The following is a 21523-nucleotide window of genomic DNA, read 5'->3' on the forward strand; positions in this document are numbered from 1 at the left end:
GGGCCAAAGCCGGGCTTGATATCCGGCTATGGGTGGCCTCGGCGGGCTACGGCCTCTGGAATTGCGAATGGCTCGCTCATGCCTATTCGGCGACCTTCTCGGGGACGTCACGGGACGCAGTGGCGCCTGCTGGAAAGAGCGGCCGTGCAAAACGCCAAGCTTGGTGGAACACTCTTGCCCAGGGGGAGCATCGGCCCAAGAAGGAACCGCGGTCGTTCGCTGAGTTGGCGGAGTACGATCGGAATGCGGTCCTCATGATTGTGGCCCCTCCCACCTATGTGGATGCGATGGAGCCCGACTTGATTCGAGCCGGGCAATGCGGGCGCTCCAAGGAGAAGCTCCTCGTCATCTCAAGTGCTTCATCGCTGCAGTCCGGCCCCCTTGGTACTCACTGGATCGAATGTCCTGGTGCGCTGGTTTTTAAGTTGGGGGGTGGGGTGGCTTCGCTCTACGCCCGGGTAGCACGCCGTCTGCTTCACGGGGCCTGGAAGACGGGCCTTGAGGCCCAGGCCGTGCGCGAGCAAGTTGCTGCGCTGATTCGCCAAGCGGGGGACTGGCCTGAGAACCTCCGGAGGCCAGCCACCGATCAAGAGGTCCTGCAGTTCATCCAAACCGAGCTCCGCGCGGCGCCGGAGCAGTCTCGCAGCGGGTTGCTCCGAAAATTTCGAGACTCAGGGCGGAGGTGCCAGATGGAGCGCTTCAATCGGTTCTTTGCCACAGTGGCAGAAAGGGGAGGCCGTGGCTGACCAGGAACTCAAGCGCCGGGCGCTTCGCGTCAATCAGGACGGCAAGCACCCGCTCTACATGTTCACACTGTCGGCGAAGGAGCTTCTTCTGGTGTCGGATGTCTCGCGAGTATCGAGGACTGAAGCGGGAAAGCTCATTGGCTATCAGCGCCCCGAGGTGCGGCAGCACGTGCAATGCATCGTCGAGTACCTCGACAGTGGAAGCGTGCTCTTCCCGAATTCGATCATCCTGGCTCTTAACAGTGCGGTCTCGTTCGTCCATTCACGCGGTCCGAACGTCTCCGATGGGCTGGCCGAGTCTGGCACCCTAACAATCCCGTTGGCCGGAGCGGGGCAGCCCAAGCCCGCCTGGATCGTGGATGGGCAGCAGCGGGCCCTCGCGCTCGCCCAGGCGAAGAACGCGGACCTTCCAATTCCGGTGAATGCATTCGTCGCGGACGAGATCTCACTCCAGAAAGACCAGTTCCTGCGCATCAACAACACTCGGCCGCTCCCGCGGGGGCTCATCACCGAACTCCTCCCCGATGTAGATACGATCCTGCCGACGCGGCTCGAAGTGAAGAAGGCTCCCGCCCGGCTCTGCGAGGTCCTCAATAACGACCCCAACTCGCCGTTCTACAAACTCATCCAGTTCGCCTCGACTCCCCCCCGGGAGCGCAAAGATGCGGTGGTGACTGGGACAGTGGTAGTGGCGATGATCGCGGAGAGTTTGAACGCCGCCTCGGGGTGCCTCTATCCCTATACCAATGCCGCGACCCGAGAGACCGATTACGAGGCCATTCGCCGGATTCTCTTTTCCTATTGGAATGCAGTGAAGCACACCTTCCCGGATGCTTGGGGTAAGCGCTCTCAGCAGAGTCGCTTGATGCACGGCATCGGCATTCGTTCCATGGGTCGTCTGATGGATTGGGTCATGGCGGGGATCGACCCGTTCGATCCAAAGGCGGAGACCCATATCCGCAAACAACTTGCACCGCTGAAAGACGTGTGCCGCTGGACAACCGGGGTCTGGGAGGGGATCGGCGGGGTCAGGTGGAACGCCCTGCAGAACACGCCCCAGGACATCGGGTTGCTCAGCAACCATCTGGTCCGAAAATACATTGCCCAGCACCAACGGAAAGCCTCATGAAGTTCTTTTTCCCGGATAGCCAAGACCTAGTTGACCCAAGTTTCGACTTCGAGTCCGAACGGCGGGATGATCTCAGAGTTCGCCAACGTGACGACCTATACGCTCACGAAGTCTTCCGCTCGCGGGCCTATGATGGCTTGCTGGTCTCTAAAGGCATTGTCGATGGTTATGGCCAAGTAGGCAGTCGCTATACGATTGGCCAGAAGCACCGACTGATCCGCAACGGAGTAAAAGAGTTTCTGCGTCTCGAGTCGGTGCCTTACCCGCTTGAAGTCATGGGTGACTGCGGTGCCTTCACCTATGTCAAGGAGAAGGAACCCCCGTACACCGCCGACGAGGTCATCAACTTCTACGCAGACTGTCGCTTTGACTATGGGTTGTCCGTAGATCATGTGATCCTGGCCTACCAACCTGATTGGGACAAGAGGGGGGCCAAGCCTCCCGACGATGTCAAAGATCGGCAGGCTCTTACTCTAAGTATCGCAGAAGAGTTCTGGATGCGCTGCAAAACGCGGAAGGAAGGCTTTGTTCCGATCGGCGTGGCTCAAGGATGGAGCCCAAAGTCATATGCACATGCCGTCAAGGAACTACAGGCGATGGGGTACACATATATCGCGCTTGGAGGGATGGTCCCGCTTAAGACTGCAGAGATCCTTGCGTCTCTTGAAAAGATTGCAGAAGTCCGTAAGTCGAAGACGCGGCTTCACCTTTTGGGAGTGACCCGTCCCGACCACATGACCGAATTTTCGAACCTGGGTGTGGCGAGCCTTGATGGCACGTCGCCGCTGAGGCAGGCCTTCAAAGATGCATCCGACAACTATCATACATTGAGTCGGACCTACAGCGCGATCCGTATTCCACAGGTCGAGGGAAACCCAAAGCTTCAGAAGAAGATCTCATCCGGTGTCATCCGCCAGGAGACGGCTCGTAAGCTAGAGAAATCCGCGCTCGCGGCTATGGCGGCGTTCGATAAGGGGAGTTTAGACATTGACGCAACGGTAGCGGCGTTGATCGAATACGAGGAACTTTGTGCCGAGAGCACACCCATGGAGAAGAAAGCCGGTTCGGCCAAAAGGCGGTACAGCAGGGCGGATGTGTATCGCGAGGTGTTGTCAGACCGACCCTGGAGAAAATGCGGTTGCGAGGTCTGTCGCTCCATCGGGCACCACGTGATTCTCTTCCGTGGGGCGGAGCGCAACAGGCGGCGTGGGTTTCATAACGTCTGGGTTTTTTATCGAAGGCTTCGCAGCGAATTGGGCTTGGGATTGGAAGATGCCGCCTAGCGGAATGCGGCTTTCTGTTGACATGGAGAATGGGGCAATGGCGAACAAGCGAGACCTTCGGCTTCCAGCGCTTCAGGTGAAACAAGGGCCGAAGCGAATGCTGTATATTTTCTCCGTAGACGGGAAGTTGGTCCACCGCTTTGCGACCATCTCTCGAGTGAGAAGAGATGAGGAAGGAGCGCTTCGCGGCTATCAACGGCCCGAGGTTCTGTCTCATATCGACGAAATCAGGCGATTCATCGAGGGTCCCAACCCGATGATTCCGAACGCTGTCGTGCTGGCTTTCAATTCTAGCGTACACTTTGAGCCTGGGGCTAGCGAGTTTCATCCCGAGAGTCACTCTCGGCCTGGAACCCTGAGTGTCCCTTTTGAAGAGGAAATGCTCGATGAGGACAAGCCTGCTTTTGTCGTGGATGGGCAGCAAAGGCTTGCTGCAGTGCGTGATTCTAACGTCGACTCGTTCCCACTGAGCGTCGTGGCCTTCATCACGGATGACGTGTCCGAACAGACAGACCAATTCATCCTGGTTAACTCCACCAAGCCGCTTGCGAAGGGCTTGGTCTATGAACTGCTACCTAACACGGAGTCTCGCCTTCCGACGAACCTGCTCAAGAAGCGGTTTCCGTCCCAGCTTCTCACTATCCTCAATGCCAAGAGACACTCTCCCTTCCGCGGGCTCATTCAGACACCAACGAACCCAGGAGGCATCATCAAGGACAACTCCATCCTGAGAATGCTAGAGAACAGCTTGAATGAGGGTGCCCTGTATCGATTCCGCTCGAAAAATGGGGAGGGAGGAGGCGTGGATGCAATGATCACTGTTCTCTGCGCCTACTGGGGCGCCGTCAGTGACGTCTTCCCGGAGGCTTGGGGGAAGCAGCCCACAAAATCGCGCCTAATGCATGGGGCTGGAATTCTGAGCATGGGCTTGCTCATGGATGCCATCGCCGATCGGTATCGGAACCGAATTCACCTCAAGCGGGACCTGTTCGCCCACGATCTGTTGCCCCTGAAGAGTCTCTGTCGGTGGACCGATGGGTTCTGGGATCTAGGAGTGGGGCAAAAGGTCAAATGGAACGAGATTGAGAACACTTCCTCCGACATCAGGCAACTCTCTACGTACCTCCTCGATAAGTACAAAGAACTCGTCTGGGATGCGAATCCTGTGTCGGAACGACGAGCGCGTGGAGGGTAGAACTGGGCTCAGAATGGCCCTTCGTCGGACAGACGAAGCGTGGGATGGGGACTAAGAGTTCCTTTCAAAAAAGTCCCTTAGGTGCGCCAGGATGCGTCCGCGTCCTGGCGTGCGCACCTTCGGGGGCATGAGGCGTGAACTGGTGCCTGAGGCACTCTGGAAGCGGATAGCCCCACTGCTACCGCGTCGTCGCCGGGCCTCCATGCGAGGGCGGCCCAGGTGCGATGACCGGGCGGCGCTGCGCGGCATCATGTTCGTGCTCAGTAAGCGTCCGGCCAACGACGTGCTGAGGGGCGTTGAGTGAGGAGTCGCCGCCGTGGACCCTGGCGGGCATGTCGAAGCCGGTGGAGAAGCAGGAGTGGTTCCGGGTTGCCGAAGCCTTCGAGGCGAGCGGGCTGACGCAGCAGGAGTTCGCGTCGCAGCGGGGGCTGCGGCTGAGCACGCTTCAGTCGTGGGTGTACCGGCGGAGGCGCCAGCTGGCCAGGAAGGCGGAGCCGGTGCGCCTGCTGCCGGTGGAGGTAGCTGGCACGCCGCAGCCGCGCACGGCGCTGCTCGAGGTGGTGCTGGCCAGCGGGGCGTGCCTGCGGTTCTCCACTGACACCGACGTGGAGTACGTGGCCCGGCTCGTCACCGCGCTGGGGCATTGAGACGTGTTCGCCCTGCCTGCGTCGGTGCGCGTGGTGCTGGCAACTCAGCCAGTGGACATGCGCAAGTCGATAGATGGCCTCATGGCGCTGGTGCGCGCTGAGTAGGGAGAGGACGTCTACTCAGGGCACCTCTTCGCCTTCGTCTCGCGCAAGGGCGACAGAGTCAAAGTGCTGACGTGGAGCCGGGGAGGTTTCGTGCTGCTGTACAAGCGGTTGGAGACGGGGCGCTTCCGGCTGCCGCCAGTGGACGCGGGCGCTCAGGTGGTGCACCTGGACGCCACGCAGTTGGCCATGCTGCTGGACGGCATTGACGTGGCCCAGGTGCGGCGTCAGCCCGCCTGGACGCCTCCCGGGCGCACGGGCACCTGACGGGCCCGGCTCGGGACGCAGCGCGGCGGCAGCGTGTTGAGGCCACGTGCCGCGAGTGCTGCCTCAAGACCATCTCTGCCCCTGGCGCGAGGAAGCCGAGGAGCTCAAGGCCGAGGTGAGCCGCATCGGCGGAGAGGTGGACGCGCTCAAGGGGCAGCTGGCGGCCCTGCAGCGCCACGTCTTCGGCCGCAGGACTTAAGAAGCTGCCCACGGTGGCCGCCGAGCTTCGTGGGGCCGCGTCCGAGGCGGATTCGAAGGCGGCCCGGGACGAGGCGGCGAAGAAGAAGCGCCGGGAAAGGGCGGCCCGGAAATCCGAGGAGGCACCCGCACGGGAGATTCGCCACGCGGTGCCAGCCGAGGAGCGCTGCTGCCCCGCGTGCGGCGGCGAGGACCTGAAGCCGCTGGGAAAAGGCCGTGCCTCGGTGGTGTACGAGTACGTGCCCGCGCGTTTCGAGAAGCAGGTGCATGTGCAGGAAGTCCTGGCGTGCACGTGCGGCCGGGGCGTCGTCACCGCTCCGCCTCCAGCCAGGGCGGTGGACAGGGGCGAGTATGGCCCTGGATTCCTGGCGCACGTGGTGACGTCGAAGTGTGCGGACGCCATGCCTCTGCACCGCCTGGCCCAGCGGGTGGAGAGAGGCGGCGTGCCCATGAGTCGCAGCACGCTGACGGACCTCTTCCACCAGGCCGCCTCGGTGCTGCTGCCTCTCTCCCAGCACCTCTTGCAGTGCATTGCGTCCGCGGACGTGGTGTGGGCCGACGAGACACCGCTGCGTGTGCTGGACGTGAAGAAGACGCGGCTGGGCTACCTCTGGACGTTCCTCACCCAGAATGAGGAAGGCCAGTGGCTCATCGGCTACCGCTTCAGCATGGGCCGGGCCAGCAAGACGCCGAAGGAAGTCCTGGGCGGCACCTCGGGCGCCCTCGTGGTGGACGCATACACCGGCTACAACGCGGTGACGCTGCCAAAGGGCCGGGTGCGCGTCGGCTGCTGGGCCCACGTCCGCCGCCGCTTCTTCGACGCGCTGGCCACCGCCCCCCAGGCGCGTGAGGCCCTGGACTTCATCCTCGAGCTTTACCGGGTGGAAGCCCAGGCGCGCGAGGCGGGCGTGGTGCGTACGGCCGCCCACCGCGAGCTGCGCCAGGTGCACAGCGCCCCCGTCCTCGCCAGGCTGCGCGTCTGGCTGGAAGCCCAGGCGCCGCGTCACCCGCCCAAGAGTCCACTGGGCCAAGCCATTTCCTACGCGCTGAAGCAGTGGGAGGCCCTCACCCGCTTCGCGGAGAATGAGCGGCTCCCCCTCGACAACAACCGCTCGGAGGCGGCGCTAAGAAAGGCGGCCCTGGGCCGTAAAAACTTTCTTTTTGTCGGCCACGAAGCCGCGGGCGAAAACCTCGCGGGCCTCTACGCGCTGGTGGCCACCTGCGAGGCCAATGGCGCCAACCCCGAGGCGTACCTCGCGGACGTCTTGCTCCGCGTGCAGTCGCACCCCAACTCGCGCATCGGTGAGCTGCTGCCCCACGAGTGGAAACGGCGACGCGCCGCCGACCCGCCCGACTCACTCGTCCAGTCCCACGCCTGAACAGCCCGCTCATCGCGGCGCCGCCGAACACGGTCCGCGTCCGCCCGCAACCCCTCGCGCCACGTCACTGGCCGGACGGTTACCACTGAACCCGGGCAAGCTCACCGGTCAAGTCCCGAATCTTGTGTAGTTGGTTCGGAGGGGGTTCGGGGGAGGGATGCTCCTTGGCGGCATCAAGCAGCGACAGTGTCAGGGGTTGAATTCAGCAGAGACATGTCGAGGTAGCGGCGGTCATCCCAGACGCCGGTGACTTCGAGGGCGACGGCGGTGATGAGGCGCAGCGCGCTGGCGCGGTCCGGGAATGCGCCCACGGAGCGGATGCGGCGCTTCACCTCACCGTGGAGGCGCTCGAGGCCATTGGTGCTGCGAAGGCGCTTCCAGTGGGCCTTGGGGAAGGCGAAGAAGCAGGTGGCAGCGGCGAAGCCCTCGCGCAGGCACTCCATGGCTTCGGGGACTTGCCGCCCCAGTCCCTCCTGGAGGGCCTCCAGCCGCTTCCTGGCGTCCTGAAGGGAGGCGGCCTCGAAGACGGCCGACGTCTCCTTGCCGAGGCGTCAATGCAGCCTCCAGGGGGCCTTGGCGAGGACGTTCCGGGTGAGGTGCACGGTGCAGCGCTGCAGCCGCGCCTCGGGCAGGGCCTGCCGGGCCGCGGCAGCCAGGCCCGAGTGCCCGTCGGCGATGACGAGCCGCACGCCCTTCAGCCCTCGCTCCAGAAGCTGGCGCAGCAAGTCCAGCCAGGAGTCCGCCGACTCGCTGCCTCCCAGCGTCACCGCCAGCAGGTGCCGGTGCCCATCCTCGCCCACGCCGTAGGCCACCAGGGCCGAGACGTTCTGCACCGTGCGCGCCCACCTGGCGTCCAGGAAGGTGGCATCCAGGTAGAGGTAGGGGAAGGCCTGGGTGAGGGGCTGGGTGCGCAAGCCCTCCACCTTCTCCTCCAACGTCCGTGTCACCCGGCTCACCGTCGAACGCGAGACGTCCTCGCCCATGAGGGCCCGTGTCACCTTGCCCATTTTCCTCGTGGAGACGCCCTGCACGTACGCACTGGTAATCGCCTCGTCGAGTTCCCCGCTGCGCCGCTTGTAGCGGCCCAGCACGTCCCCCGCGCTACCACTGTGCCTCGTGCGTGGCACCGCCACGTCCACGGCCCCCGCCGTCGTCACCAGCGTGCGCAGGTAGCTGCCGTTGCGCACGTCCGCCCGGCCCACCATCCGCTGCCACCGGCCGGCCCCCACCAACTCCCGTACCTCCTCCTCCAGCAGGGCCTCCAGCGTCATCCGGATGGCTCCGCGGAAAAGCGCCCGCAGGTCGGCCTGCACCTCTTCGTGCGCGGGGGACTCAAACTCGCTAACGTCCACGTCGGGGAACTCCTCGGCTCCTCTGCCAGGAGGAGACCGGCTCGGTTGGTTTCACCGAGGAGCTTCCCTCTTTCCCGCTCGTCCCTCCTCGCCATCTACACACTTATAGGGACACGACCAGCTCACAACCTGCGCGCCCCCACCGGCGGCACCACAGAGTGCCCAGGCAGGTCTGAGCCCGTTTTGCAGAGACTGCTTGCTATCCCACCTGCCGTCCGTGCCAGTCTGGCCGGATGAACCGCGTCCTCTTGCTGGCCGGACTGTTGAGCCTCGCTGCGTGCAAGGGCTCCAACGCGCCAAACCCCGACACCGGAGGCCCCAACAACCCAGGGGGGCCCGGTGGGCCCGGGGGAGAATTGGCCGCCGCGTGCGTGGTGCAGTCGGTGCTCGCCGAGCGCTGCGCCAGCTGTCACGGCGCGATGCCGACCCAGGGGGCGACGATGCCGCTGCGCAACCTGCATGACATGCGGGTGAGCTCGGCGATGGATGGGAGGCTCAGCAACGCCCAGCGCGCGCTCATCCGCATGCGCGACGACGCGTCTCCGATGCCGCCGGCCCCGCATGCGCGCGCGAGCGCAGCCGATCTCGCCGCGCTCGAGACCTGGATAGGGGAGGGGATGCCCCTCTGCAATGGCACGGGCGGCCCGCCCGTGACCGTGGTGCCCGAGCCCAACCTGCTCGATCAGGCTGCGCTCTTCAGCTGCACCGAAGGCGTGCGCTCGGATGCGCCGACGCGCATCCGCCGCTTGAACCGGCGCGAGTTCACTCGCAACGTCGGTGGCTCGGTCGAGCGCAACTGGACCGGGTTCAGCTTCTACGACAACCCGCTCGATCCCAGCGCCATCGAGCAGTACAGCTCCTGGGCCACGGACGAGACGCTGGACGAGGCCACGGTGGAGCTCTTCCTGCCGGTGGTCGCCTCGGCCGCCGCGCCGTGGACGATGAACTACCCGGACGGCAACCGGATGGAGCGTGTCTACACCGACAGACGCTTCAGCTGCATGTTCGACGACGCGAACCCGAGCGACAGCTGCAAGCGCTTCCACCTCAGCCAGATGCTCGAGTTCGGCGTCTTCTTCCGCCCGCCCACCGAGGATGAGCTCACGCGCCTCACCGCCTTCGCGACCGAGGTCATCGCGCAGGAGCCGAGTCACTCCCCGCAAATCCGCGCGGACTCCATCACGCGGATCTCCAACGCAGCGTGGATGATGACCGGCGCCATGTTCCGCCGTGAAATGGGCGGCGAGCCGGCCGACGGTCGCGTGGAGCTGACCAGCCTCGAGCTGGGCTCGCAGCTGGCCTACGCGCTGGCGGGGCGCGCGCCCTCGGCCACGCCGAGCTTCGTGTGGCCGTACTTCTCCGCGCCCCTCGAGGGGCATCTGGCGGACGTGGCGACCGCCGCGAAGGATGGTTCGCTCAAGCAGGATGCGACGACCACCGCCCTGATCGAGAAGTACCTGGGCGGCGTCGACACCCACCAGAACGGGACACCGCGGTTCGATCTGGTGCAGGACTACAACGAGGAGCAGCGCTCCAAGCGCGGGCAGTACTGGCTGGGTGACGGCGTCGCGGGCTTCTTCCGCGAGTGGCTCGGCTACGAGCACGTCGCCTCGGTGTTCAAGGAGTCCCCGGCGGCGACCTCGCGCTTCGAGCTCGAGGGGCTCGGCTACATCAGCACGGTCTCGTACGACAACCTGCTCACCAACTTCCATCCGCTGGAGCCGACCTTCATCCAGCAGTTCGACGATCTGATCGCGCGGGTGGTCGTCGAGGATCGGGACGTGCTGGCGAACCTGCTCACCACACGCACCTTCTACGTGCCCTCCATGCAGCACGCGGCGTACGACTCGCACAAGGGCCTCTCGCACCCCTACAACGTCAGCGAGATCCTCCCGGCGACCGTCGAGGGCCGCTGGAAGACGCTGCCTGCCAACGAGCGCGCCGGCGTGCTGACCCACCCGGTGTGGCTGGCCGCGCACGGCGGCAACTTCGAGGACGATCCATCCATCGTCCACCGCGGCAAGTGGGTGCGTGAGAACCTCCTGTGCGGCTTCGTCCCACCGCTCAGCAGCGTGCAGGTGGCAGCCCAGGTCGGCCCTCACGCTGCCGACAAGAACGCGCGCCGCCGCCTGCAGGAGGCGACCGCCGGAGCGCAGTGTCAGGGCTGTCACCGCCTGATGGAGCCGCTCGGCCTGCCCTTCGAGATCTACAACCACGCGGGCTTCCTGCGGGCGCGGGATCACTCGCCCAGCGGAGGCTGGACCACGCCGGACGGGAGCTCGACGCTCACGTCGATGCCGGACCCCGGGCTGGACGGCCCGGTGCGGGACGCGGTGGAGTTCAGCGAGCGCCTGGCGACCTCGCGGCACGTGAAGCGCTGCTTCATGCGACAGGTCTTCCGCTACTTCATGGGCCGCCCTGAGAACCTGAGCGACGCATGTACGCTGACGCAGATGGAGCAGGCCTATGATCAGAACAACGGCTCGTTCTCCAAGATGCTGACCACGCTGATGACCAGCGACACCTGGAAGACGCGGCGTGTGCCGCAGGCTGGAGAGTGACTGCCATGTTCTCGCGACGAACCGTCCTGAAGGGCATGGCCGCCGGCCTCTTCGCGCCCTATTTCCACGACGTCTACGCCCAGTCGTCAGCGTTGCCAGCGCGCCTGGTGCTGGTCCTCGAGTGCAATGGCGTCTACCCCCGCGCGCTCCTGAGCACGGGCACCCGCGCGGCGCTGGGTGGGCGCGCCAACACCTCCGACCGCATCTTCTGGGACGCGTACAAGGACACGCCGCTGGTACGTGAGGGCGACGATCTTGCCAGCGCGATCAGTCTCGGGCCGCTGGCGGCGTCTTCCGGCAACATCGACCTGGTGAGCCGCTCCGCCGTGCTGCTGGGGCTCTCGAACCTCATCGCGGGCGGCGGGCACTCCAGCGGGACGGGCGGGCTGAGCTGCGCGGTGAACGGCGCGGGCGCGACCTTCGACGCGGTGATCGCACCTCGCCTGCGCCGGGGTGCACCGTTCGACGTGCTGCGCCTGGGCACCAGCTCCGCGCGCGTGTCGATCGTGTACGAGACCTGCGCGCTCGGACCACGCAAGCCCGCGGGCATCATCGTCAACCCGTCGCTCGCGTTCGACAGCACCTTCGGCTCGCTGCTCGGCGGCTCAACGAACGGGCGCGATCGCAAGATGCTCTTCGACTTCGCGCTGGCCGACTCGCGGAAGGCGCTGGCGGAGTTCAGCGGCAACTCCAACGAGCGGCTGAAACTGGAGCGCTACGTCGCCTCGCTCGAGTCGCTGCGCACGCGGGAAGATCAGCTCGAAGGCATGGCGAACCGCGTGCGGCCCTACCTGCCACCGGCGCCGAAGGACAACCCGCTCATCACCGGCGCGGGCTCACCGCCCGACTCGCTGAAGTGGTTCGAAGCGCAGTTCCAGATCGCCACGGCGTCCCTCCTGGGCGGGCTGACGAACACGGTGGTGCTGGCGACGGGCACCTCGGGCTTCGATGTGTCCTACGGCCCGGACGTGACCGACATCCCGCGACACAATCTGCAGCACGGTCTGGATGCGGGGCAGAACTGGGATCGCGTCGCCGAGATCACCCGCCGTCACGTGCAACTGGTAGCGAACCTGGCGAGGACGTTGGCCGCCACGCCCGAGGTCGGCGCGAGCGGCTCGATGCTGGATCACACCGCAATCGTCTTCATGTCCGACAACGGCGAGCAGCACCATTCGACCGCGCGTGAGTGGCCGAAGCTCGTGGTGGGCGGCAACGCGCTGGGCCTGAAGACCGACGGGCGCACGGTCGTGTACCCGAAGTACGACGCGGCCCGGAACCGGCAGGTCTCGAACCTCTTCAACACGCTCGGCCACGCGTTCGGAGACGCGGACTTCAACACCTTCGGGCAGGAGGGCAGCACGCGCATCGCGCCGGGACCGCTGAGCGAGCTGTATGGCTGAGCCGTGCTCCGGCAGCCAATCCAGCAGCGACGGCGGCAGCGGGAAATCCCGCTGCACATTCCAGGGACGGAACTTCTTGCTCTTGCCGGGGACTGAGCCCCCTCATCTCCTGCAGGGCAAGGCCCCTTCGCGACTACCGCGACAGGCGCCTAGAAGCTCGTGAAATCGATCTGCAGGACGGGTGTGTCCGCTTCGATGTCGCGCCGGAACCGTCCCCACCGGTCGAGCGTGCTCTCGTCGAGCACGGCCGGGTCGCGATACTGGTGGAACAGCGCGTAATTCATCGAGCGCTGGAGCGCGAGCAGGTCCGGCACGGCCGCGAGCCACTCGCGCTCCATCCGTCGGAGCTCCCGATACCCTTCGAGGAAGGGCCCCAGGAACGCAGCGACCGCTTCGTCGCGCGCCTCTCGAGCCTCGCCTCGCGCGATGTAGAAGAGGAGTACCGCGATGTCCTTGACGAACCACGCGTACTCGCAGTTGTCGAAGTCGAACGCGGTGACTTTCCCTTCGGCGAAGCAGAAGTTGTGCATGTGGAGATCGGCGTGAATCAGCCCGTAGCTCTCCGGTGTTCGCGGTAGCTGGTTCAATCGCGCGATGATCGCCGCGGTGCGCTCGCGAACGAGCTTCTCCTCGGGAGGCGCGAACCGGTCGATGTCGACCACGTCGTACTCATGCCATTCCTGGCGCTTCAGCCTGGGGCTCGAAGGCGCGTAGGTCTGGGCGCGGTTGTGGAGCCGCGCGAACAGCCGGCCCAGGTCGCGGAAGAGGGGGGGCTTCCAGTAGCGCTCCTTGAGCGGAGGCGCGTCGTCGAAGACGATGCCTGGCGCGCGCTCGAACGCGGTGGCGACGAAGTAACTGCCGGGCTCGCGGTCTTCGATCCGCTCCACGAACTGCCCCGAATCGGAGAGGATCGGCGAGGCGATTGGAATGCGCGCGGCGGCCAGATAGCGAACGAACTCGACCTCACCCAGCGTGTAGTCGATCGTTCGCCGCGTACTGTGCGAGATGCGCAGAATCAGGCCCTCGCCGTCGTCGTTCTCCGCCTCGTAGACGAAGTTCTCGAAGGCCGCGAGCTCGGTGAGCTGCTCGGGCGACAGGCCATACCGGCGCGCAGCCTCATCGCGAATCGGTTCGTGGAAGCGGCGGACAAGCTCTGGATGCATCGAACCCTCTAGTCCTTCAACGTGAGGCTGCTCTCACCGTAGCCCAGCACTGTCGAGGCAGAGTCGCTGGTGACCGAGACGCCCAGGCCGCGCGCGAGGGTCTCCGCCAGCGGGGGGCCATTGCGCGGCCGCGTGAACACAGCCAGGTCTGCGCCGGTCAGGGGATGATCCGGGCGCCGGAGCCGCTGGTTCAGCATCGCTTGCTCGCGCTCGACGACGCGCAGGCACCGGCGCTCGAGGGCGAACGCGCTGGCAGCGACGCCAGCGAGCTCACCGCAGAGGGGCTCCGCCACGACCTTGTCTCCCGGCAGCCCATGCGCGAAGAGCTCGGCCAGTCGCCGCTGGCTCGTGGCCTGCTCGGCGGGATCCAGCTTCGCCAGCTCATCCAGCGAGGTGCCCTGTGGCGTGCCGGGGAACGCCTCGCCGATGCGCGCGAACAACCAGCGGCTGAGCTTGATCTCGCGCTGGTATGTCTCGGCGAGTGGGAAATCGTCCCGGAGCAACGGGTAATGCGCGACATCGATGGGCGCCTCCACGCACTCTTGCAGCGCGGTGCGCGGGAGGTGTCCGGCGAACGCCGCCCGGAGCCGTTCGTGGAGCAGCCCCTGGGTCGCGCCGAGGAAGCGGACCACCGATTCGACGCGCTGCCCGAGCAGGCCGTAATCGAGCGCGGCGTCGAGATCGCCGAGGCGCGCTGCGATGTCGGGCTGGGCCTCGATGGGCGCCGGGGCCGAGCCGGTCAACACCTGCATATATTCGTTGATCAGCGCCGGCGGCCCGGCGCACACGCCGTGCGGACCATGGAAGACCGCGTGACGCTCGGCATAGTCCACGATCGATTGCGCGGTGACGGGCTGCTCGGGGGCGTCGCGCACCAGGTCGTTGGTGACCAGGCGAACTCCGTCGATCAGCCGGAACATGGCCGCGAGCCCGCTGTCGAGCTCTCCGTTCGGCACCGGATGGGTGCCCCGCACCAGCACGTACCCGACCGACGCGAGCGTGCAGACGACCATCATGTGGAGCTCGCCCGCGGTGAGCACGCCCGGGGTCCGGGGCGGCATGCGCGCGAGGAAGGCCCTGCGGAACTGCTCGGTCAGCGAGAGCAGGTCCGGCCACTGACGCGCCATGGCCTTCATCGCGGTTACGTTCATCGGGCGTTCGCTCTGGTACCGGCTCCCCGCGTAGTGGCACTGCTTGCGCACGGTGGGGAGATCGAGGAACAAGGTGCGCGGTGCGACGTTGTTCTCGCCCACTTGCCGGCCGTCACCGTCGAGCGCCGGATGCGCCACGCGGTAGACCGGCACGACCACCTCGAGGTTCGAGAGCTCGAACGCCCGTCCGAACGCCTGTTCGGTCAGCACAGGGCAACGGTTGTCGCGGGCACTGAACGTGAGCGGCTCACGCCCAGCTGGCACCTCACCCAACCGCTCAGGGAAGGACACCGCGGTGCGGCCCGTGGGCGCATCCGAGACTCGCCTCAACACCCGCTGTTCGATCAATGTTTCGAGCAGGTCCCGGATCTTGTCCCAGGAATGGGGCGCGCCGTCCGACCACGCCATGGCGTCGGAGGCTTGAAATTGCTCGACCTGGAGCAGCTTCTCGCCCAGGGGCGCGATGTCCGGCTCGTCGAAGATGAGCTCCACCTCGCCATAGAAGAGGTGCAGGACCTGCTGGCCATTCCCTGAATCGAGCCGGTCGTGCGTGAGCCGCCTTCGATTGGGAATGTAGAGCATCTCATCCGCTTGCAGCTGTGCCATGGCTTCTCACTCCCGCTTCAGTGTGACGTCGCGCGACCAGGTGCCGCCGAGCGAGCGATAGACCTCGACGCGATGGTTGAGCAGCAGCCGTTGCGCTTGCAGACTTGCGCGCTCGAGCCCGACCAGATTCGTCAGGGCGGTGAGCACCGTCAGATAGTCCGAATGCCCCTGCTCGAAGAGCCGCCTCGCCTCGTTCAGGAGCTGCTGCCCGAGCTGGACCTGCGCACGCAGGCTGCGCAGGCTCGTCGCCTCGTTCTCCTCCCGAACCACGGCATCCTGCACCCGTCCGATCGCGGTGTGCAGCGCGAGCTGGTATTGGATTTCGCGACGCTGGAGCTGGATCGGCAGTCGCATGTACTCGGTGACGCGCCTTCCATCGAACAGGGCCCAGGTCAGGTTCACCCCGACGACGGACTCGGCCAGGGCCGGCTCCGAGAGGCCGACCTTCAAAGCGCCCACGTTGCCCACCAGTTGAATCGTCGGAAGCCAGCTCGCCAGGTTCGCGTTGATGCGGTGCTCGACCTCGGCGACGCGAAGCTCCGCGAGCCGCATCTCGGGCGTGTTCACGTTCAGGTCGCCCGGCGTTCCGAGTTTCGGTGGGGGCGGGAGATCGGGAAGCTGTCGATCGAGTGGAATGACGTCGTCGGCGGGGGTGGGTACCCGGCCCAGCAGCGCCTTCAGCTCCGAATTCAAGAGCGCGTTCCGGGTGGCGATCAGCGGCACCTGCGATTCGAGGTTCACCAGCAACTGCTCCTGCTGCAGCACCACGAGCCGGGGCGTGAGGTGCTGCTCGAACCGCGCTCGAATCAGCCGGAGCAGTTCCTTGTTGTAGTCAATCTGCCGCAGCGTGAGGTCCCGGAGCGCGCGGGCCTCGAGGATGTCGAACCAGACCTGGGTGACCCGCACCGCGAGGTCCTGGATGCGGCCCTCGGTGAGCTGCCGCTGCTGCTCGGCGAAGTTCAATCCCGCGCGCCGCTGCGCACCGAGGGCTCCAAACAGGTCGACCTGGTAGGTCAGGCCGAAACCGACGTTGGCGAGGTTGTACTCGGCCCGGGTTGGCGGCGCGGGCGGAAGGTTGGCGTTGGCGACGACATGACTCAGCCCCGCCGGGTTCAGGATGCCGACCTGGAGCGGGTACCACCAACCTTGCGGCACGTTGGGGTCGAGCTGGTTCTCGTAGATCAGCTCCCGCACTTCGCGCAGGACCAGGTTGTCGCCGAAGCACTCCTGGATGGCCGCGTCGAGAGCCGGATCGGCGAACGCCGTCCACCAGACTGCGTCCTGGGTGACGCGCTCGGCTGGCTGCGCGGGCACGCCCTCCTTCGACGGCCGAGGGCTTGGAACCCCGCCCTCGGGTGCGCTGGACGGTTGAGGCGGCTCGGTGCGCAGTTCGCTGGCGGTCGAGTAGCTGCTCGGCGTCGGAGGCGGTTTGACGACGACGGGACGGATCAGCTCGCAACCGGAGCAGGTCATCGCGAGGAGGGCGAGCGTAGATCGAAGTCTCATGGGTGGCTGACGACCACGAGGGCTTTCGCGTGGTTGAGGACGCAGCGCTGCGCGACCCGCATGGTCTCGGGATCGAGGGAGGCGAAGCTCTCGTCGAGGATGACCAGCTCGACCCCCTGCAGCAGCGTGCGCGCGATGTAGAGCCGGCTCTTCTCGCCGTGCGAGAGCTGCCAGCCGGTCTCGCCGATCATCTCCTCGAGGCCGGAGGGCATCTTGGCGACCAGCTCGTCCAGCCCGAGCTCCTTGCACAGCGCGGCGGCCTTGGCCCGCAGCTCGGGCGAGGTCGGCCACTCGCGCCCGAGCAGGAGATTGTACGCGAAGCTGCCGGACAGGACGTGGTTCTCGTGGAACTGCGGCGCGGCGGTGATGCGCTTGCGCCAGCCCGAGGCGCCGAACGTCGCGCGGTCCAACGCGTGCAGCAGCATCACACCGCCCTGCGGTGTCCTCAGGCCCGTCAACAGCGACACCAGCGTCGACTTGCCACCGCCCGACGGGCCCTCCAGCAGGATGCGGTCGCCCTGCGCGATCTGGAACGAGCAGTTCTCGAGCACCGGCCGGGTGCGCGCGTCATGCCGGAAGGTCACGCCCCGCGCCTCGATGAGGGGTCCGCCGGCGGCGTCGGTGGGCTTGCCTCCCTCCATTTCGAGAGGGACTTTCGATTCGAGCTCGGGGCGGCCCACCGCGAGCAACAAGTCGCGGATCTGCTCGAACGACACCGCCGCCTGGGAGACCTGCTGGAAGTAGACGGCGACCTCGTCGAAGGCTCGCAGCGCGAGCAAGATGCCGCCCACGGACACCGCCAGCGCGCTGGCATTGGCCGTACCGATGCTGAACGCCGGCAGCAAGGTCAGCAGCGCGAGCACCAACCAGCCGTCGCGCAGGAGCGCGGTCAGCTGCATGGTCCGGCGATCCATGACCTTCGAGAGCTCGGAGTAGGAGCTCAAGCGGACGTCTTCGCCATCGTGCCAGCGCTCGAGCGGAAGCTGCGCCAGCCGCGTTCGATGGCCGAGCATGCGCTCGAGCAGGTCGTGGGTGATATCGACGCGCGCGCTCGACCACGCCCGCTGGACGCCGTAGTGGCGGCGCGCGAGGACGAACGCGACCACGACCCACAGGACGAGCACCATCGCCTGGGGCCACCCTCCCGCCCCGAGCACGAGGATGACGCCCGCCAGGATCAAGTCGACGAGCGACAACACCGCGAGCAGGGCACCGCCGACCGCGAGCTGCTCGACGACGTCGGCCTCGGCGACGCGGCCGAAGTGGCGGCCGATGCCGTCGAGCCGCACCTCGTCGGGGGTCAGCTTGAGGGTTCCCGCAAGGAGCTGCTGCTTCAGCAGCGTTCCGAGCCGGATCGAGAACACGCCCTGCCACCACACCTCGAGCATGCGGAGCGGAATCGAGCACGCGATCACGGCGATCCACCCCAGGAACCAGCCGGTCTCGAGGCGGGCCTGGAGCGCGGCGCGCCCGAGCAACCAGAACGAGCCAGCCAGCACCAGCGAGAGGAGCGTGTGGCTCACGAGGATGCCGGCGACGAGCGACGGGATGTCGCCGAGCAGCGTCCGCCGGCTCGCAGTGCGCCTGGGGCGCATGATCCAGCCGGTGCGCAGCTGCGCCTGGCCGAGCCGCTGCAGCAGCATCTGTGAGCGGGCGTGCTCGCGCGCACGGGGTGACATCTCCACGCCGCTGAGTAACTGGTCCACCTCGGCGACGGTGGCTTCCTGCTCTTCGCGCAGGAGCGTGAGCGCGATCTTCCGCTGGACCGAAACCACCGTGGCGTCGCGCGCGAGCAGGCGCAGCTTCCCGCGCCGCGTCCCCAGCAGCACCAGATAGGACGGGACGCCGTCTCGCCGGACCTGGAGGATGCAGGGCGCGGCGCGTTCGAGGACGTCGGGCAGCTCGTGGTAGAGCGGCGTGATCGGCTCGAGCTCCACGCCGAGTCGATCTCCGAGCGCGAACATCCAGACCCGGCTCGGCTCGACGGCCGCCGCGGGCGGGGCGATCTCGCCCGCGGCCCTGCCATAGCCTTGCCGCTGCGCCAGCTGCTCCAGCGCGTCGGGCAGTCGCTCGACCGGCCACAACAGGTCGGAGTGCGAGCGCGTCATCCCACCAGCTCCAACTCGCCTGCGACGGGCTCCGCGACCGGCGTCTCCACTGGCTTCGGCGCCGGCCTCTCCACCAGCTGGCCGTCCGAAAGCCACCAATGGCGCCAGCGCCCATCGCCCCAGAGCAGTGTGCGATTCTCCTGGTCGGCGCGAAGGAGCGCGGCGTACCGCGACTCTTTGTTCGCGAGCAGCTCCTTCGGCGGCCCGTTCTCGAGGATCCGACCGTTCTCGATCACGAGCACGCGATCGAACTCCTGGGTGTGCTCGACGTCGTGGGTGACGCAGAGGAGCGTGATGTCCGCCCAGAGCCGCCGGGACTCGGCGAGGAGCCGCGCGCGCCGGTCGCGATCGAGACCGCGAAAGGGCTCGTCGAGGATGGCCAGGCGCACGCCGGAGCGAAGCATCGCGCGAGCCAGGCGCACGCGCTGACCTTGGCCGCCCGAGACCAGCCCTCCGCCTTCGCCCAACGACGTCTGCAGCCCGTCTGGAAGCGCCTCGAGGAGGTCGAGCATCTCGGCGCCCTTGAGCGCCCCCGACAGTGACCAGCCGTGCGCGCCGTCGTTGCCATACCGGAGGTTGTCGATGAGGCTCTGGTTCCAGAGACTGATTGCCGGATCCACCCAGGCGGTGGTGCGCCGCAGCCGCTCGACAGCGGCCTGATCGAGCACCTGCCCGTCGACCTTGATCTCGCCGCGCGCCGGCCGGAGCCAGCCGAGCAAAAGGCCGACCAGCGTCGACTTGCCTGCTCCGGAGACACCGACCACGGCCACGTGCTCGCCCGGGGCGATGTTCAAGGAGACCTTGTCGAGGATGGTGTGACCGCCACCTTTCACGCGGACCTTCTCCATCACGATCGAAACGCCGCTCGCGGCGTCCGCGGACGCGACAGGTTCCTGCACTGGCGCCTCGGGCCGGGCCGGCGGATCCTTGATGTCGCCGATGATGTCGAGGAGCCGGCGAACCCGGTTCATCGCATTCGGGAACGCGCGGCTCAGCAGCATCAGCCGCTGGCCGAGGATGGGCAACCGCAGCGCCCAATAGACGACCAACAGCACCAGCGAAGCCCGATCGGTGCCCGCGAGGTACGAATAGACGAGCAGCATGACGAGGCCGTAGCTCACCAGCATCAGCCCGCCTTCGAACCCGACCGACAGCGTCTGGAGCCAATAGCGCGCCTTGGTCCAGCTGACGAGCAAGGTCTCCTGCGCGCGGCGCAGCGACCGCTCGGCGCCGTGGATCCGGATCGGCGTGAGCCCGACGAGCGCGTTCAGGGTGAATCCGCTGAGCGCGCCTGCGTGCATCTGCACGCGCAGGTCAGGCTCGAAGAGCAGCTTCTGCGCGACCAGGGGCACGAGCAGCGTGACCGCCGCGAGCGCGAGCACGAGGTGCCATTCGTGCGGTGCGGCCCAGATGAGCGCGGCGGTGATGCTCGCGACTTCGAGCGATAGGATCAATGCCTGCGCGAGCAGGAGCGGCAGCGACCGCATCGCCTGGATGTTGTGCGTGCGAGACGCCATGTCGGAGGCGAGCCGGCTCTGGAAATACCGGTCCTCCATCTCGGGGAGCTTCTCGAAATACGCCTTCCGCAGCCGCACCTCGAGCCGGCGGCCGATGCCGAGCAATCCCAAGGAAATGGGGATTTGGATGAGCATGAAGCAGAGCGCGACGCCCGCGAGAACGGCCATGCCCGTCGCACGCTGCGCGAACGTGCCGAGGTCGCGCCCCAGGTCGAGCACGCCACGGAGCATCAGCGCTTGCAGGATTCGCCCGAAGGTGGCGAACACCAGCCCCACCGCAATCAGGCCCGGAACGACCCACGAATCTTCGCCTCGCAGGCGGAGCAGCGTTCGCGCCGGGCTCGTCTGCTTGGCGACAATCTCCGTCGCCAGGTCGCTCGCGAGCACGGCTCTCGGCGCGTCTTCGCCCGCGCGCGAAGCCTCGCGCCAACCGCGAACCCGCATCAGCACCGCGCCGGTCATCGACAGCTCGCCCTCCACCTCGGGGTTGGGGCGAACGGACCAATAGGCAGCGGGGATGGGCACTTCGCCGGAATCGTCCTTCGCCATCATGGATTGCAGCAGACCCGCCGCCGTCCGGCCTCGCCGGACGGCGCCCGCGCGGATCATCGCTTCGGACGCCCGGCACGCGGCGTCGAGCCTGGCGATCGACAGATACCCGGGGTCCTCGAGCGCCCGGGCAACCAGCGCCCGCGCCTGCGTCGCACCCAGGTTCAGCAGGCGGCGCTCGAACGTCGCGACCGCCTCCTCGGACCCGGCCCATTCGCGCCAGCCGGTCGCCGGAACGGACGTGGTGTGCTGGTACAGGTGGCTCAGCAGCGTCGAAATCCGGGTCCAGTGACGGCCCGCCGCAGGATCCATGACCTGGATGAACGGGCCGACGCGATTCCACAGCACCACGAAGTGCGGCCGTCCTCCCGCGCTGAGCGTGACGATGATGGCGGGAAGCGCCTTGGCTTCGGGGACCATCACGTGATCGAGCGGAAGCATCACCTGCTCGGAGTCGAGCCCGAGCTGGTTCGCGACTTCATCCAACGTGACGATCGAGGTGCCATCGACGTCCGTCTGACACACTTCGCGAAGGACGCGATAGTTGAGCTCGGCGCCCATCCCCGCGAACAGGCTCTTGAGTGAAGCGGGGCCGCAATCCGTCGCCGAGATCTGGATCACCTCGGGAATGATCGAGCGCCGGCGCCTGGGAGGAGTCATG

At 66.5% G+C, this 21523-nt stretch carries 11 protein-coding genes and 3 pseudogenes; 8 read left to right on the forward strand and 6 right to left on the reverse strand.

Going from position 1 to position 21523, the window contains the following annotated elements:
- Positions 1 to 738: 738 nt before the first annotated feature.
- From dbpB (VZL07_RS33770) to tnpC, 6 genes and pseudogenes are all read left to right on the forward strand, one after another.
- On the forward strand, positions 739 to 1875 hold the full coding sequence (gene dbpB / locus VZL07_RS33770; RefSeq protein ID WP_426752055.1) for a DGQHR domain-containing protein DpdB: 1137 nt from the start codon (positions 739 to 741) through the stop codon (positions 1873 to 1875).
- A complete protein-coding gene (gene dpdA / locus VZL07_RS33775; protein WP_426752056.1) occupies positions 1872 to 3158 on the forward strand; it encodes a tRNA-guanine transglycosylase DpdA in 1287 nt (428 codons plus the stop codon). The genes dbpB (VZL07_RS33770) and dpdA overlap by 4 nt, the downstream gene beginning before the upstream one ends.
- 37 nt (positions 3159 to 3195) lie before the next feature.
- Positions 3196 to 4353, forward strand: coding sequence for a DGQHR domain-containing protein DpdB (gene dbpB / locus VZL07_RS33780; RefSeq protein WP_426752057.1), 1158 nt, complete (start codon positions 3196 to 3198; stop codon positions 4351 to 4353).
- 296 nt (positions 4354 to 4649) lie between these two features.
- Positions 4650 to 5000 (forward strand): IS66 family insertion sequence element accessory protein TnpA, encoded by a 351-nt coding sequence (gene tnpA / locus VZL07_RS33785; RefSeq protein WP_426752058.1) that lies wholly within the window; start codon positions 4650 to 4652, stop codon positions 4998 to 5000.
- A gap of 33 nt (positions 5001 to 5033) precedes the next feature.
- A pseudogene (tnpB, locus tag VZL07_RS33790) lies at positions 5034 to 5369 on the forward strand (IS66 family insertion sequence element accessory protein TnpB).
- Positions 5370 to 5427: 58 nt separating this feature from the next.
- Positions 5428 to 6946, forward strand: a pseudogene (tnpC, locus tag VZL07_RS33795) (IS66 family transposase).
- 173 nt (positions 6947 to 7119) lie between these two features.
- On the opposite strand, the pseudogene VZL07_RS33800 reads toward tnpC, so the two are convergent.
- Positions 7120 to 8298, reverse strand: a pseudogene (locus tag VZL07_RS33800) (IS256 family transposase).
- A gap of 233 nt (positions 8299 to 8531) precedes the next feature.
- On the opposite strand from VZL07_RS33800, the gene VZL07_RS33805 reads away from it, so the two are divergent.
- Both VZL07_RS33805 and VZL07_RS33810 read left to right on the forward strand, forming a co-directional pair.
- A complete protein-coding gene (locus tag VZL07_RS33805; protein ID WP_426752059.1) occupies positions 8532 to 10859 on the forward strand; it encodes a DUF1588 domain-containing protein in 2328 nt (775 codons plus the stop codon).
- Between the two features lie 5 nt (positions 10860 to 10864).
- Positions 10865 to 12262, forward strand: a complete 1398-nt coding sequence (locus tag VZL07_RS33810; protein ID WP_426752060.1) for a DUF1552 domain-containing protein — start codon at positions 10865 to 10867, stop codon at positions 12260 to 12262.
- Between the two features lie 149 nt (positions 12263 to 12411).
- On the opposite strand, the gene VZL07_RS33815 is transcribed toward VZL07_RS33810, so the two are convergent.
- Genes VZL07_RS33815 through VZL07_RS33835 form a run of 5 tightly spaced genes read right to left on the reverse strand, consistent with a single transcriptional unit; the run spans position 12412 to position 21522 of the window.
- The gene (locus tag VZL07_RS33815) at positions 12412 to 13425 is read right to left on the reverse strand and encodes a phosphotransferase enzyme family protein (RefSeq protein ID WP_426752061.1); all 1014 of its coding nucleotides are present in this window, start codon (positions 13423 to 13425) and stop codon (positions 12412 to 12414) included.
- Between the two features lie 8 nt (positions 13426 to 13433).
- Positions 13434 to 15182: a hypothetical protein gene (locus tag VZL07_RS33820; RefSeq protein WP_426752062.1), complete on the reverse strand. Its 1749-nt coding sequence runs from the start codon at positions 15180 to 15182 to the stop codon at positions 13434 to 13436.
- Between the two features lie 6 nt (positions 15183 to 15188).
- Entirely contained in the window at positions 15189 to 16688 is a 1500-nt protein-coding gene (locus VZL07_RS33825; RefSeq protein WP_426752063.1) for a TolC family protein, read from the reverse strand.
- Positions 16685 to 18796, reverse strand: coding sequence for an ATP-binding cassette domain-containing protein (locus tag VZL07_RS33830; protein WP_426752064.1), 2112 nt, complete (start codon positions 18794 to 18796; stop codon positions 16685 to 16687). Before VZL07_RS33830 ends, VZL07_RS33825 begins: the two co-directional genes overlap by 4 nt.
- A complete protein-coding gene (locus VZL07_RS33835; protein WP_426752065.1) occupies positions 18793 to 21522 on the reverse strand; it encodes an ATP-binding cassette domain-containing protein in 2730 nt (909 codons plus the stop codon). Before VZL07_RS33835 ends, VZL07_RS33830 begins: the two co-directional genes overlap by 4 nt.
- Position 21523: the final 1 nt, after the last annotated feature.

The sequence above is a fragment of the Pseudomyxococcus flavus genome (assembly GCF_050038885.1).
GTDB lineage: Bacteria > Myxococcota > Myxococcia > Myxococcales > Myxococcaceae > Myxococcus > Myxococcus flavus.

What these genes read in the sequence shown, in the direction of transcription:
- VZL07_RS33810 (WP_426752060.1), top strand. Translation starts at nt 10,865, where the DNA reads ATGTTCTCGCGACGAACCGTCCTGAAGGGCATGGCCGCCGGCCTCTTC.
- VZL07_RS33835 (WP_426752065.1), bottom strand. Translation starts at nt 21,522, where the DNA reads ATGACTCCTCCCAGGCGCCGGCGCTCGATCATTCCCGAGGTGATCCAG.
- dbpB (WP_426752057.1), top strand. Translation starts at nt 3,196, where the DNA reads ATGGCGAACAAGCGAGACCTTCGGCTTCCAGCGCTTCAGGTGAAACAA.
- VZL07_RS33825 (WP_426752063.1), bottom strand. Translation starts at nt 16,688, where the DNA reads ATGAGACTTCGATCTACGCTCGCCCTCCTCGCGATGACCTGCTCCGGT.
- dpdA (WP_426752056.1), top strand. Translation starts at nt 1,872, where the DNA reads ATGAAGTTCTTTTTCCCGGATAGCCAAGACCTAGTTGACCCAAGTTTC.
- VZL07_RS33805 (WP_426752059.1), top strand. Translation starts at nt 8,532, where the DNA reads ATGAACCGCGTCCTCTTGCTGGCCGGACTGTTGAGCCTCGCTGCGTGC.
- VZL07_RS33820 (WP_426752062.1), bottom strand. Translation starts at nt 15,182, where the DNA reads ATGGCACAGCTGCAAGCGGATGAGATGCTCTACATTCCCAATCGAAGG.
- VZL07_RS33830 (WP_426752064.1), bottom strand. Translation starts at nt 18,796, where the DNA reads ATGACGCGCTCGCACTCCGACCTGTTGTGGCCGGTCGAGCGACTGCCC.
- VZL07_RS33815 (WP_426752061.1), bottom strand. Translation starts at nt 13,425, where the DNA reads ATGCATCCAGAGCTTGTCCGCCGCTTCCACGAACCGATTCGCGATGAG.